This is a genomic window from Frankia sp. AvcI1, assembly GCF_001420875.1.
Lineage (GTDB): Bacteria > Actinomycetota > Actinomycetes > Frankiales > Frankiaceae > Frankia > Frankia alni.
Window position 1 is genome coordinate 95,243 of the sequence record NZ_LJFZ01000003.1, and the last position, 14,784, is coordinate 110,026.

6 protein-coding genes and 1 pseudogene are annotated in these 14,784 nt (G+C 75.1%); 3 read left to right on the forward strand and 4 right to left on the reverse strand.

Annotated features, from left to right (window positions below; all coding sequences use genetic code 11):
* The first annotated feature begins 2,638 nt into the window (after window positions 1-2,638).
* Window positions 2,639-3,160, forward strand: a complete 522-nt coding sequence (locus UK94_RS04165; protein ID WP_157734120.1) for a hypothetical protein — start codon at window positions 2,639-2,641, stop codon at window positions 3,158-3,160.
* A gap of 34 nt (window positions 3,161-3,194) precedes the next feature.
* Here UK94_RS04165 and UK94_RS04170 read toward each other — a convergent pair whose 3' ends face one another.
* The 4 genes and pseudogenes from UK94_RS04170 to UK94_RS04200 form a co-directional block, all read right to left on the reverse strand.
* Window positions 3,195-4,670, reverse strand: a complete 1,476-nt coding sequence (locus UK94_RS04170; RefSeq protein WP_157734121.1) for a hypothetical protein — start codon at window positions 4,668-4,670, stop codon at window positions 3,195-3,197.
* 871 nt (window positions 4,671-5,541) lie between these two features.
* Window positions 5,542-6,603, reverse strand: a pseudogene (locus UK94_RS39310) (hypothetical protein); the annotation flags it as partial.
* Between the two features lie 1,434 nt (window positions 6,604-8,037).
* Window positions 8,038-8,571, reverse strand: a complete 534-nt coding sequence (locus tag UK94_RS72785; protein WP_055748807.1) for a hypothetical protein — start codon at window positions 8,569-8,571, stop codon at window positions 8,038-8,040.
* Between the two features lie 1,192 nt (window positions 8,572-9,763).
* Complete coding sequence (locus UK94_RS04200; protein ID WP_055748809.1) at window positions 9,764-10,039, reverse strand: EsaB/YukD family protein; 276 nt, start codon at window positions 10,037-10,039, stop codon at window positions 9,764-9,766.
* A gap of 2,189 nt (window positions 10,040-12,228) precedes the next feature.
* Here UK94_RS04200 and UK94_RS04210 point away from each other — a divergent pair.
* Both UK94_RS04210 and UK94_RS04215 read left to right on the forward strand, forming a co-directional pair.
* Complete coding sequence (locus tag UK94_RS04210; protein ID WP_011602093.1) at window positions 12,229-13,128, forward strand: hypothetical protein; 900 nt, start codon at window positions 12,229-12,231, stop codon at window positions 13,126-13,128.
* Complete coding sequence (locus UK94_RS04215) at window positions 13,128-13,835, forward strand: RES family NAD+ phosphorylase (protein WP_041938791.1); 708 nt, start codon at window positions 13,128-13,130, stop codon at window positions 13,833-13,835. Before UK94_RS04210 ends, UK94_RS04215 begins: the two co-directional genes overlap by 1 nt.
* The last annotated feature ends 949 nt before the right edge of the window (window positions 13,836-14,784 follow it).

The window sequence follows — 14,784 nt, forward strand, 5'->3', positions numbered from 1 at the left end:
CGCGTCCAGGCCGCGTCGTGCACGCGGCGGTAGCCGCGCACCCCCGTCGTCAGTTCCAGCACGACCATGCCCAACGCCCAGTAGTCGCGGGCCGGGGAGTCCCACACCAGGCCGGCGACATGTGCCTCCGGCGGCATGAACCGCGGCGTGCCGAGCCGGCTGGTGAACCGACCGGCGCCGTCGATCAGCAGGGCGATCCCGTAGTCCCCGAGCACGACGTGCAGGGGGTCGCGGCACCGCACCAGGATGTTGCCCGNCTTGACGTCACGGTGGACCAGGCGCGCGGCATGTAGGGCCGCCAGGGCCGAGTCGAGCTGGCGGACCAGCTCGCGGATCGCCGCCGGCTGCCACGGTTCGAAGGTCTCGCCGTGGGAGTCCACCGTGGCCCGCACGGCATCCTCCAGGGAGCCGTCCGGCCAGTACGGGGAGATCTCGTAGTCGTGCCGTCCGGCGGTGCCGGTCTCCCCGAGCGTCTGGACGTGATCGTGGCGCACGCTGCTCACGGCGGCCCACACGGCCCGCCGGTCCTGTTGCTGCTCCGGGTCGTCCGGCCGGCGTTCGGGGTCGTAGAGCTTGAGCACCCAGCGGCGGCCCGCGTCACCGACGAGACGGATCCGGCCGCCCGGCGCCTGCGCACGCGGGCGGACCAGCAGCAGGCTGGCCTCGCCGCCGGCGGGAAGCCGGCCGCAGAGCTGCCAGCTCACACCGAGGTCGCCCGGCAGCCCGTCGGTCAGGGTGATGCGAGGCCTGCCGCCGGCCCGGCCGAGCAGCGCGGCGGCCTCGGCGCTGCTCGGCTCGATCCGGGTCACGTCCTGCTGCTGCGCCGCGGCGGACTCGACCCGCGTCAGGTCCTCGCCCGCCGGCGCGGCCGGGTCCAGCCGGGTCACGCCGGAACCCGGCGGCGCGGAAGGCTCGAACCGGGTGGCCTCGGACGCCGGCCCGCGCGGCTCGAGGCGGGTGACCTCGTCGTCTGCCGCCGGTTCGGCAGGGGCGTCGTCGGGTTCACCGGAGCTGGTCAGCGCGCACCTCCTCGGCCTTGGGCGCCACGGTCACGGTGCGAGCGCCGCATACGGGACAGACGGACCAGAGCCGTCACCGGGGCGCGTCCGTCCGTCCGTATCCAGCGGCGGGGGAAAGCGGGCCCGCGGAGGCATCCGGACGGGGAGGGATGCGTCATGGTGTTGGCACCGTGCGGGCGGCGGCGCGGCCGCGCCGGCGACGGGTCGTCCCGGCGGCGATGTTCACGCGAACGGGCCTTGCGGCGGTTGCGCGGAACCGTCCGGGTCGTCGGGCTCCTCCGGACCGGCGTCGGGTTCGCCGTCGGGTTCGGCGTCGGGATCGTCGTCGAGGTCCGGGAGATCCTGCACATCCCGCGGCGGGCGGTAGCGGCGCCGCCCCACGTCCTCGTTGTAGAGCTGGCGGGCGATCACCTCCCGGAGGAACCACTCCCCGGTGACGGGGTCCGCCAGCATGTCCTTGATCAGTGCCTCCAGGGTCGCCCGGTCCCCCGGCGTGGATCGGGCGTCCGCCAGCACCTGGGAGTNGGGGTCGACGGAGCCGCGATCGAGGTGCCGCAGCACCTCGAGCAGCAGCTGGATGCCGCGCGGGTGGCGCTCCCGCAGTCCGTGGAACAGGACCCGCTGAGCCAGATCGCGTCCGGGCTTGACGGCCCAGCCGTGCCGCTGCGCGAGCACCGAACGGCGCGCGTCCCCGACGAAGTCGCAGGTCCGCCGCATGGCGTGGACGTCGCCCGCGGACGGCAACAGCTGCGTGGCGACCGCGTGCACCAGCGGCAGCAGCGGATCGTCCCCGGGAAGGTGCCGGAACAGCGCGGTCCGGACCGCCACCACGGGCGTGTCGTCGTGCGGCGGGCTCTGGACCCAGGCGAGAATGCGGACCCAGTCCCGCACCGGCTCGCCGCGGGTGGTCGGCGGCCCCGTGCGCAGGCACCGGTGCAGCTTGTTCGCCGCCCACGCCGCGTGGTGCAGCGCGATGTCCCAGCACAGGTCGCAGGACCGCCGGCAGTGCGGGCCCAGGTGCAGCTGTCGGGCCCGCTCCGCCCGGGTGAGCGCGAGGAAGCGGCGCGACAGCAGCTCCACCATCGCGTGGTAGGCCTGGTCGGACGGTCGGTCCGGACGGGCCGGGTCCGATTCGGCGAGGTGCCGCAGCCGCCAGTCCGCCGTCGGCCCGCGCGCCGTCCGGTCGTCCCCCGCCGACCGATCGTCCATGGTCGAGCTCCTCTCCCAGCCCTGCCCCTGCCGGTGCCACCGTTGTGTGTGCGATGCCGTCGGGTGGCTNCGCTGTCAGGTGAGCGTCGTCGGGGGGACAGTTGTGACTTCTAGGGACAGGCCTACCGGCCGAAATGGGAACCGACGATGACGGTGCACAAGATGTCGCTCATCTGTCCTGTTCGCGGGTGCTGGCCGGCCACCGGAGCGGCGCCGGCCCGGGTAAGTAACAGTTCTGCAGGCGACAGGCGACACGCCATCGGGCGCTGCCGACCGGCGCTCCACGGACACCCCGGCGCGCAGCGCCACCCGCGCCACCCCGGCGCGCAGCGCCACCCGCGCCACCCCGGCGCGCAGCGCCACCCGCGCCACCCGGCGCGCAGCGCCATCCCGGCCACAGGGAGCGGACGATGGATCGGAACGAGTCGCGCCACGCGTCACCGGCTGGAGCAGAGCCGCCCGGCCCGGCGGAACCATCGGGACCGTCCGGCGCCGCGGAGCCGCCCGGTTCCGCGGAACCGCCCGGCTCGGCGGTGCAGGAGGACCTCGCCGCGGTCGTCTGGCGGCTTGCGTGGACCAGCCGGCCAAGCCTGCGGGTGGACGTCAGAGCGGAGGCCGACCGGCTGCTGGTGACCGGCCAGCCCGGGCCGCCCGACGTCGAGGTGGAGGTGAGCGACCGGCTGTCGGCGGGTTTCCGCGCCTCGGTGCTGACCTCGCTCGGTTTCGCCGGCCTCGCCGACTGGCACCAGCACACGGCTGAGGTACTGCTGGCCCACCGGCTCGTCGGACCGCGGGCCGCGCGGACCATCGGCGAGCTGCTGCCGGGCGGCGGGGGCGCGCGGGTGGACCTCGACACCGCCGAGGGCGCGGACCTGGTCGCCGTCTGGACGGGCTACGTGCACGACGTCGAAGCCGGCCACGGCCCGGACTGACCCGGGCACGGCGGCCGGTTCCAGCACTCGCGGGTCACCAACGGTCGTCGGCGTCGAGGAGTTCTGCGTCGAACTCCACCGGTTCCGGTTCAAGCCGGCCGAGATGCTCGAAGATCCACGGCTTCTCCAGTCGTTCGGCCTGCTCGTAGGCGGAGCGGTCGGTGGCGGCGGCGACGGCGTGCTCGCCGAGCGTCCGCCAGCAGGCCGCCGCCCGGCGCCGGGCGAGCGCCGCCATGTCGGGTCGGTCGGCGTCCATCCAGCCGTCGTCGCAACGCATCCACGCCTTCGCGGCCAGCTCCCACTCCCGGCGCCGCTCGTGGGAGCCCGCCCGCCGGCCCGCCGCCAGCGCCTCGAAGCGCGCCTGGGACGTCGAGGACACCACCCGTTGCAGCGGCCGGTCGGTGACGTCGAGGCGCAGCCGGTGGGCCGGCACCGCCGGCGGCACGAGCAGCCGGGCCACGCCACCGGCAGCCGCCGTGTCCGGCTCGGGCGCGAAGGCGCCCAGGTGTCGCACCCGTGGCAGCGCGTTCGGCACGTCCTCGTGCGCGCGAGCCCAGTGGCCGGTGACGTCCGCACCGGTGACGACGCGTACCCGCACCTCCAGGATGCCGCGCTGGCGCGACCAGGCGATCTTCGCCCCCTGGCGCCACTGCACCACGTCCGGGTCGACGAGGCGTTGGTCCAGATCCACCAGGTAGCGTTCGACCGGGTCTGCCATGCCGAGCCTCCCGTTGCTCGCGGCCGCCGGGCCGGGCGCCCGCAAGCCGGAGGGCCCGTCGCCGTCCTCGCCGTCGCCCCGGTCGCTCGCAACCCGCGTGCTCGCGCCATGAACCTCGCCCGCGCGCTTGCGTTCGGCGTCCAGCAGGTCGGCGAGCTGGGCCAGCCGGCGGACGGCACGCGGGCGGGAGCGGTGCGGCACCCCGTCGAGGAGATCGCCCTCACCCCACGCACGGACGGACGACCTCGCCTGCGCCCCAAGTCCCGCGGAACACTCGCCCAGTCCGACCGACGCGGCGAGCAACGCGGCCTCCAGGGGCCGCCAGGGGGCGTCCACCATCACCGGCATGGACGACAGCAACAGGCACAGCCGGCCGGCCCGCCACTGCGCGGCGAGCACCGAGCTCACCGCGCAGACCACTGCGGACGGCTCGGCGCCGGCGGGCGGCCGCCGGCAGATCAGCCGGGCCGTCTGGGCGCCGAACAGCCGCCCGACCAGCCGGAGCGCACCATGGCTTGGCGCTGCGTCGGGATCCCCGCCGGGCAGCTCGACGGAGATCCACAGCAGCCTGGGCGAGGTCCCCGCGTCGGCGCTCGCGACGACATCCGGCAGGAGTCGCGCGGCCGCGAGTCCCGCGGGACCGGCCCGGCCGTCGCCGACGACGAGGTCCCAGGCGGCGCGTTCCTCGTCGAACTCCAGGGTCAGGTCCAGCCGACGCACCGGGACGTGCACCGTCTGCTTCTTGGGTTCGGCGCCGACGGCGGCCCGGCGGGGACGCAGGCGGGGGAGCATCACGCCGCCCCCAGCACGCTCGCGTGCACCTGGTGCAGCAGATGGCGGCTGCAGTCTCGCAGCCGTTTGCCGGCCTGGCGCGCCGCGGCGCTCTGCGGGGCGGCGTCGAGGGGGAAACTGGTCGGCGCGGCCACCGCGGCGACCAGCCGCCTGGCTGTCCGGGGCGGGTACTCGTCGGCCAGCCCCGCCGCGGTGACGGTGCCGAACGCGATCGAGAACACCTGCTCGGGATGCGGGCAGCCGCCGGCGTGACGCGGGCACCGCGGCCCGGCGGCGGTGAACATCAGGCGGGTGAGCTCGTCGAGGCAGGCCGCGTCGAGCGCCGGGTCGTTCCCGCGGGCCTGGTCGGCCGGGTCGGGCACGGTTCCGCGGCCGGCCGCGTCCTCGGGTAGCTCGTCCGGGAGGACCTCCCGGTCCTCGACGTTCCACGTGCGCCGGCGGGCGCGAAACTCGTCGACGACGGCGTGGCGCAGGGCCCGCAGGCCGAAGGCGCGCAGGTTGGCCTCGTGCCGCGCCGGGCCGTTCTGGAACGTCCGCTCCAGCCGCGGGTAGAGCTCGCCGATGGCCTCTGCGGCGACCTCCCGGTCGCCGTCGGCGAGCCGCACGGCCACGCCCCAGGTGCGTCGATACCGTTCGGCCGCGTGCNGGTGCTCGCACATGCCGAGCTCACAGCAGACGATGCGCAGGTGCTCCCGTCCGTCGAGTTCGGCGGTGGGTGCGGCGCTGTCGGCCGACGCCGCGGTGGTCGCGCACGAGGCGGTTCCGGCGGTGTGATGGGTCGTCACGACGGGACCTCCGACGGCGGGGCGGGCGCCGCGCGGGCGCCGGGCTGCCGGGCCTCGGCCCGGTGGTCGAGCCGGCGTGCACAGGGTCAGTACAGGGAGCAGGCGTCCGACGGGGTGCCGGCCTGGTCCTCGAACGGGTGCGCGCGCGACGGGTGGCAGGCGGCGGGCGGCGGCGTGGGGGACCGGGGCGAGAACGAGTCGTCCGCGCCGTCCCCGAATCGGGAGTAGGCCCGGTAGGTGACGTAGGCGAGCAGCAGGAGGGTGAGGACGGCGGCTGCCAGCACCGTCCACTCCCAGCGCCAGCGGCGGGAGCGCGCGCCGACGAGCCGATCCGGACCGGCCGGTGCCGCGGAACCGGGCGCACCACGGTCGGCTTCGTCGGGGTAGGGCGCGACGGGCCGGGCGGACCGGGTAGGCAGGCCGAGCCGGCGTCGCCCGGCCGGTGCGTTTCGGCGGCGTAGCCGAGGCCGTCGTCGGACACCCCGCGGACGCCCCTGCTCGGCGGCGATCTCTGCGGAGCCGTGGGCCGCGGAACCGTGGGTCGCGGGGCCGTGTGCCGCGGGGCCGGGTGCCGCGGGGCCGGGCGTGTCCGACCTGGCCGGGCCGGATGGGTCCGCCGGGACCAGCGGGTCGAGGGATGCGGGGTGCACCCGGGCCGGGTGCGGCTCGGGCGGTTCGGCGGTGCCGTCGGGCGACGTCGGGTGACGTTGCGACCCTGCGTCGCGGACGCCCCGCGCGTGGCTGCCGCCCCCGTACGGCCGGCCGCCCCCGTACGGCCGGCCGCCCCCGTACGGCGGGCCGCCGCCGGGCTGCGGGCGTCGGACCTGGCCGAGGCGGACGGGTGCCCGGTCATCCGTCGACGGTCGCAGCGCGATCTGAACATCGGGCTGGTACGGCCGGGTCGGTGCGCCGCCGCGCGGGCCGGAGGTGAACACGCCCAGCTGGCCCGCGTTCGGATCGGCCACGAGCGCGACCTGCCCGGGCAGCCCGAAGAAGCTCCCGTGCAGGAACGTGTCGTATGCGGACAGGAAGATCCCCAGCCCGGGGTGCGTGTGGTACCAGCCGACCAGGCACTGGTCGGGGCGGTCCTCCAGCCAGTGCTGCAGGTCCACGAAGGATTCGGGCGGGATCTCCAGCCGCGCGCGGTTNCCACGGGCCTNCAGCGCCGGATGCGCCTGGCGCACCGACGTCCAGGGCCCGTCGACGTCCTCGCCGATCTNGCCGGTGAGGAAGCCGCCCACCTCGTCCGTGGTGGTGAAGGCGTGATCGCTGATCGTGACCAGCGGTCCGGCCGTCAGGTAGAGCGCGCCGCGCCCGGCCGGGAGGCTCCAGACGGGCGAACTGGTGTCGGCCGCCGGCCGGACCGGGGCCGGGGCTGCGGGGACGGCGGGACTGCGGCGCGCCTGCACCCGCACCCGCCGCCGTGCCGGATCCGGCGGTCGGTCCGCGGACGGCGGCCGGTAGGCGCGCCCGAGCAGCTCGGATGCGCCCTGCTGTGAGATCGGCCCGATGTCCCGCGCTGACCCACCACCGCGCGCGGCGCCGGTGTCGCGCGTCGTCGCGGCGCGAGGAGGCGGCTCGGCGTCGGGAGGCAGGCCGGTGAGCGCAGGCAGGCCGGTGAGCGCAGGCAGGCCGGTGAGCGCAGGCAGGTCGGTGCGAGGGGGCGGGTCGGTGCGAGGGGACGGGTCTGTGTGAGCAGGCGGGTCGGTGCCAGGAGGCGGGTCGGCGTCGGGCGTCCACCCGTCGTCGCCCGCCGCGCCGGTGCCGAGGGGTGGGCCCGCGGGGCGCGCGGGGCCGGCGTCCTCGTCCGGCCAGGGGCCGCTGACGGTCATCTCGTCGCGTTCCGGGGGGCCAGGACGGGTCATGGCTGGCTCCGGGAGATGCGGATGCGCGGGGTGGTCGGCGGGATCGGCGGCGTGGTCGCGGAGCGGACGCGGACCCGCGGCGCGGTCGTCGTCGGAGACTGGNCGGCGCTGTGGTCGGGGCGCAGCAGCGGGCGCGGATCGACGGGCCGGGACCTGGAGAAGTAGCCGGCGCGCTCCGCCTTCAGCGCCCACTTCGCCGCCTTGTTGTCCAGCGGGTACGGCGGCACCATCTCGGCGTGGTAGTTCTTGTACTGGACCATCTCGCCGAGCATCAGCACGACCGTTTCGAGGGTCCGGCCCACGTGCCACTGGGCGATGCAGACGCGCTGGGCGCCGTGNCCCTCGATGTTGGGATGCAGGATCGGGGTCAGCCAGCGCAGTCCCGGCGCCTGCCGCGGATACTCCCGGCCGAGTTCGATGCGCACCCGGTGGTAGTCGCCGTACACGGGGCGCCCGTCCCGCTCGGCGCCCACGATGCCGCGGCAGCGGAAGGTCACCTCCCAGATCTCCGGCGGCCGCCCGGTGCCGGCGTCCACGATCCGGGCCTCGATGAGGTCGCTGTTCTCGCTGAGCTCGAGCACCTTGCGGGCGTCTGCCGCGAGACGCCGGTCGCGGGGGCTCAGCTGTCCCCCGGCGGTCAGCTCCACTGTCTGCTCCGTTCGATCAGTCCGTGCTGTTGCGTCGATGTGGTGACCGCCGACCGCGCCCGGCCGCTGGTCAGCGGATCTCCGCCCCGCAGTGCGGCACCGCGCACTCGCGGGCGTACTGCCCGCAGGCGCGGTGATGGGTGTGTCCCGCGGCGCACCGGACGTAGGCCTCGCCGGACGTGATCGGGTCGGCGCAGACCGGACAGCCCGGCGTGCCGTGCTGCACCTGGATGTGCGTGCCGGTGCCGCCGGCGGCGCTGCTGCTGGCGGTGGGTGTGGTGCTGACGTTGGGGGTGGTGCTGGCGGTGTTCGGCCGGGGCGGCCGGGTGCCGGGCGGGGAGGCCGGGTCGATGATCCGGATCCGGCTGCCCGGGCGGGACCCCGCCCGCCGCCCCGTCGGTCGTTCGCGCCGTGCCGGCGGCGGTTCGGGCCGTCCCGGTGGTGGCAGGGGCCGTCCCGGTGGTGGTGCGTACGGGGCAGGTGGCGGAACGCGGCCGCCCGGCCGCTGCGCGCCGCGTCCCGCCCGGGAGCGCTGGTAGCCGAAGACGGAGATGCCCACCAGGACCGTCAGGATGGCGATGACGACGGCAGCGGTGGCGTCCATCAGGGGTGGCTGTCCCTGTCGGTACCGGTGGGCACCGCCTCGGCACGGTCACCGGCGAGCTCCAGCCACGCCGAGCCGGCGGGCCCGCGGACCTCGACGACATCCAGGGGCGGGATGCCGACGGCGGCGAGCGACAGGCCGGCGTCCTCGGCGCCGAGCCGGTGGCGGAACACCGGGCGGCGTTCGGCGCCGCAGTCCGGGCAAGTCGCCGTCGAGTGCGGGACCAGCCCGCGGGCCCGCCGGACCGGGCTCGTCCGTCCGCAGCCGGCACAGTCGAACTCCCACACGCTGTCCCAGCGCAGCTCCACCGTGGCGGGCTCGCCGACCGTCGGCGCGGCGGCGGCGAGCAGATCGCCGACCGTCGCCGTGCGCGCCGACAGTGCGGTGTCGAGCACCGGTTCGAAGCGGGTGTGGGCCTCGCAGGCGGGGTTCTCCGGTCGACCGCTGACCATGAGGTCCGGGGCCTCCAGGTTCACCAGCAGCGATCGGCCGCCGACCACCGGGCGGCCGTGGAGCAGGTCCATGGCCAGGTGCACCTGGGCGGCGGCGACGATGGACGCCGCTGTCGGCGAGGTGGCCACCCGGCCGCGCACCGCCGCGTCCAACGCCAGCTGACGGCAGGAGGCCACGTCGTCCAGGGCACGCCAGTCCTGGTCGGTGAAAGTGCACTCGTAGCAGGGGNCGGCGCCCGGCAGGAACGCCATGGCGTGACCGTGCGGACCCTGGGTGGCGCCCTCGACCCAGGGCACCCCGAGGGCGCGCGCGGTGCGGTTGAGCCACCAGCGCACCCGGCGGCTGTCCAGCCCGGCGAGGATGACGTCCTGCCCGCGCAGGTGGCCGAGCCCCGTCTCGTGCACGACGTCGGCGTGCAGGGCGTCCACCCGCAGCGCGGGATTGAGATCGGCGAGGGTGTCGGCGGCGGCGGTCACCTTCGGTTGGCCCTCGTGCCGCGGCCGGAACAGCACCGAGCGACTCAGGTTGGACCGCTCGACCGTGTCCCGGTCGATGATGGTCACCTGCCGGAAGTCCAGCAGCGCCAGGTTCTTGAGGATCTCGTTCCCGAGCGCCCCGACGCCGACCACGGCGACGCGGGCGAGGTGCACCGTCGACCGGTCCCACCACCCGTCCAGCCAGGCGAGCCGGGCGTTGCGGTCGCGGGGGTCGGGGATCCGGCGGCGCGGCTGGGCCAGCGTCATGCCCGCGCACCGGCCAGCGCGAACGGGGCGATCAGCAGCGGGCTGCCCTGCGGAACCCCCGCGCTGGCCAGCGTGTCCGTGCCGGTGAGCTCCCGGCCCAGCGACTTGGCGTGAATCCGGTAGACCACCGCGGAACCGTCGCTGCCCGTCGTCGGCAGACCCAGCTCGGTCACGAACTCGGGGATGAGCTCGCCGATGGGCACGTCGTCGGGCATCTCCACATCGGTGCGCGCGCCGGACGGCTGGATGAGCGTCATCGGGACGTCGGCCATGTCGGTTCCCTTCGGTCCGGTGTTCCGGTGTTGCGTCGCACGGTCAGCGACGTGCGCCGACCGCCGTGACATCCGGAACTGACGGACCGGGTCCGGTGCTCGCCGGACGTCGGGTCAGCCGGTCCAGCGCAGGCCGTACCCGCGCCCCTGGCGCAGGTCGCGAAACAGCATGCGGACCTCGACGGCCCGGTGCGGCGCCAGCCGCGGCTGGCGGGGCGGATAGTCGTCGACGACCCGTGGCGGCACCCCGTCCAGCACGAAGACCTCGACGCCGGCCGCGACCTGCCGCCGGGAGAACCGCACCCGGATCTGGAACTCGGCCAGCCGGGACAGCGGCACGCACATGTAGTGCGGTGCCATCGGAGNGCCGTCCACGAGGCGCAGGACGATGTCGAGGTCGTGGCGCTCGCCGGCCTGCAGCGGGCGGGGCAGGGCGACCTGCAGCCGGTAGTAGCTGGGGCTCGGCTGGTCCCAGCTGAGCAGGGTGCCGCCGTAGAGAACCTCGGCGCCGAGCTCCCGGCCGCGCCCGCGGTGGTCGTCGCCGGGCGGGACGCTGAGCTCCAGCGTCACCNTCTCGACGCCGTCGGCCGTGGCGACGATGGTGCGCCGTTCGGTCACCTCGGGCAGATCGCGGTCGANCAGCACCAGGGCGGACAGCCGCTCGGTGTACCAGGAGGCGTCGGCGGCGAAGGGCGGGATTTCTTCTCGGTTGTCGAAGGGCGTGCCGGTGTCGAAGGGCGCGCGGGCGGGCGGGATCGCGTCGGGGGCGGAGGTGAAGGTGGCGGGTGCGCGGACCGCCGCCTCGGCGATCAACACCAGTGCCTCGTCGGCCCGCCGGCGCACGGTGCGCCGGTCGCAGCGCCACTCATGTCCGAGTCGGTCCAGCCGCTCGCCGAGAAAGCGGTCCTGCGCCTCGCGATGCACCCCGAAGAAGACCTTCGCGGCCTCGGCGAGGTCGACCGGCAGAAGGGGGAGGCGCTGGCGCAGCCAGCGGATCACCATGGCCCGATCGACCCCCGAGCCGTTCGGGCCGGCCCCGTTGTTCGGGTTGGCCGCGGACCGGGATGACCCGTTCGGGCTGGGGTTCGTGCTGAGGCTGGGAGGCTGCGTGAAGCCGAGGCCCTCGTCGCGGCGGATCACCAGCGTGAGCATCGGGCCGATCCGGCCGTCCAGGTTGACCGCGTTCAGCCCCCGGCCCCNGCCCAGCCGGCGCAGTTCCGCCAGCAGCGCGTCCTGGGTGAGCTCCCCCTGCCCGTCCCGGCCAGGTCTCTGCCCGTCCGGGCCAGGTCTCTGCCCGTCCGGGCCAGGTCTCTGCCCGTCCGGGCCAGGGCCCGGTCCGCTCGGGCCGGCCCGCGACCCGTCGTTGCCGGACGTTCCGCGCCCTGCGGAGCCGTCAGTCGGCACGCTGCCTCCTCCACCGTCCTGCCGCGGCTGTCGTCGCGATCCGGACATCGCGACGACGCCTGTAGCACGCGCAACAGGCCGGGTGTCCATGATCCGGTCGCATCCGAAAGGCCGGCGCGGGCGCGAAGAATGAAGATGATGTCGTCGTCTGNCGGTGGCGGCGGTCCGGGCTGACCGCCAGCCGACCATCTCCGGACGGTCGACCACGTCGCCGTTCGGTGCACGCGCCCCGCCCGCGTCGCGCGTCGGCTGCGTCAGNGGTGGCCGACGAGGTTCTGATTCCCCACGATGTTTCCCCCGATTGTCAGTTCTCGTGTTCCTGCCCTGGCACAGGCCGGCCGGNCCGTGTTCGTTTCCTGTCCGAATCGGGCGGAGCCGAAACCCGGCCTGGATGCTCGAAGCCCTGCCCGTAGTATGCCGCCGGCCGTGGCCCATGTCCGCAGGTCCGGCGCGACATTCCAGCGCGACGTTTCTGGTGCGCAACCGCGGTGCGCCAGGGGATGTCGTCGGCCCGGGGGCGCCGCCCGAGCGACGTCCGAGTGACCGCGGGCCCCGGGGGAAACAGGACAGAAAGTGAAGGATTCGTGGACAGCATGCCGTGCGCCGTCGCGGCCCGACGCCCGGTGGCCTACCGTCCGTCCGTCAACGGTGTGTCCAGCGTCGGAGCAGCGCACTGCTCGCGGCGGAGGCTCTGGCAGCGGAAGGCCAAGGCGCATGACCCGGCGGCGAGGACATCGAGCGGAAAATAATTCTGTCCAGCGCGGATCGGAAAAAAGAATTTCGCGATGAGTGGCTCGGGGGTGGATCCGCCGGAACCGTCGGATCCATTGCTGCGCGTACTGGCCAGGTACTGGGACGACGTGCTGGCGCTCGCCGACCCCGAACAGCGCGCGAAGCTGCAGGGCCTCGTCGACGGCACGCTGGAGCCCGACCCGATCGACGCCCGTGCCGCGCTGGCCGAGGAGCTGCTGGACCTGCTCCCGCCGGGCCATGAGGTGGTCGACGTCCTGCTCGCCGGCTCCATGCTGGCCGGGAGCTCCGAGAGGTCCGTCCGTGACCTGTGGGAATCCGGCCTCCGACTGCTGCGGGCCAGTGACCCCGCCGCTGGCGACAAAGCCGGCGGTCCGGCCGGCGACGCGGCCGGTGGCGGTCCGGCCGGCGACGCGGCCAGTGGTGGTCCGGCCGGCGACACAACCGGGGGAACTGGTGACACCGCCGGTTCTCCCGGTGGAGCGTCCGTCGGCGGCGGCCCGCGGCCGGTGGACGCTCCGGCGCCGGCGGACGAACGGCCGGCGGACGAACGGCCGCTGGACGAGCGACCGGCAGAGGAGCGGCCGCTGGACGAGTTCGACCGGCTGGTGCGGTCCAGATTGCTGGCGATGCCGTCGCTGGCCCCGGAGGAGCTGCGGGGCTGGGGCGGCGACCCGGACGACACCCACCTGATCCGACTACGCGACCCGCGCAGAGGAGACCAGTTGCCCGCCTTCCAGTTCACTCCGGCCGGCCGGCCCTGGCCGATCGTGCGGCAGGTGAACGCGCGCCTCGGCGCCGCGGCCGACCCGTGGGGGGTGACCTGCTGGTGGGTCGACCCGCACGCCCGGCTCGACACCTCGCCGGCCGCGCTGCTGGGCCAGGGGCAGGACGCCCTGCTGCTGCGTGCCGCCGCGGCCCTGGCGGAGGACTGATGCCCACCGGCGTGCCGCCCAAGGGCGACCGGGCCGCCCCGCGGTTCCACGAGGTTCCCCCGGGGACGCTGCTGTGGCGGGTCACCGCTCCCGCGAAACCGGCCACCCCGGAGGCCGAGCAGCCGCTGTTCCGCGCGCCCGCCCGCGAGGTGGAGTCCCATGGTGGGCGGTGGGGCGGCCGCTTCGACGCGACCCCGGACTGCCCCTATCCGTTCTGCTACGCCGCCTTCGACGATCTGACCGCGCTGTGCGAGGTGCTGCTGCGCGACATCCCGTTCGGGGCGGAGGAACGCTACCTTCCCCACGCCGTGGCGGCCGGGCGGCGGCTGGTGCTGCTGGAGACGCTGCGTCCACTGTGGCTGGTCAGCCTGCTGGCCGCCGCCGACCTCGCCGCGGCCCGGCAGGACACCTGGCTGGTCCACACCGACGACGTCAACTATCCGATCACCCGGCTGTGGGCGCACTGGCTGCGCGACGGTGACGGACCGGCCGGCCAGGGGCCGCCCGCGGGGTTGGTGTGGCCGTCGAAACGACAGCCGACGGGCCGGGCGGTGCTGCTGTTCGGCGACCGGTGTGGCGACGCGGTGCGCTATTCGCCGCTGGGATCACTCCGGCTCGACCAGCCGCCCGGCCTGGACTGGCTGAACCGTCGCCTGGCACTCGTGCGGACCCGGATCGGACCACCCTGGCCCGGCCCGTCCGTCTGAGCTTCAACGGGCACGCCTTGCCGCCGACCGGGAAGCCGGCCGGCGCAGGTCCTGTCGACAGAAGGGATGGCCGGTGGCACTCGGACCCGAGGAGTTCTTCGCGTCGGACCCGGACCAGTTGCGGTCGATGATGGCGGCCATGGAGGGGCTGCGGCGGACCCTGCCGACGCTCACGGCGCATCTCCCGCCGCATGACCCGACCCGTCGGNGGTTCGCGGTGCTGACGGCGTCCGCCACCCTGTCCGACGCGATGGTGCAGGGCCGGTGGTCGGAGGCGGAGGACGAGCTCCTCGCCGAGTTGGAGCGGTTGGCGCCCGAGGGCCTGCGGACGGACTCNGGTGAGGACGACACCGTCACGCTGCGCTTTCTGATCGCGATGACACGGGCGTATCGCTGCCAGGTCCTCACCGCCCGCCCCGGGCAGCAGCCCACGGTCGCGGAGATCGAACGGGCCGTCGAGGAGCTGGAGGCTGCGTTCGCCGAGATTTCCGCCGGTCCGTTGCCGGCCACGGCCGCCAGTCTCGTCGCCGTCGTGCCGGTGGGGCACTGGCTCGTCGCGATGCTGCTGCTGGAGCTTGTTCGCCGGGGGCCTGTCGGCGCCGGCAGCCGGGAGCCGCAGGACCGGGCGGCGGCCGAGCATCTGCTGGACCGGGCGCGCCAGCACTGGTCGACGGGTTCGGTGGCGGGGCTGCCGTTGAGTCAGGACAACAAGGACATGATCGACCTGCTGTCGCGGCGGTTGTCGAGCGCCACCGTCGATTCCATTCCCGTCGATCCGGTCCGAGCGGCGCAGCGCGGTTCCACCCCCGTCCCGGACCCATCATCGGCCGCGCCCCCCGGCTCGGACCCGCCGGCTGCGCCGTCGCCCTCCGGCGAGCAGGCGTCGCCCGCGGACCCGGCTGCCTCCGCCGAGGCGTCGAGGCTGGCCGCGCTGGAGGAGGGCGTCCGC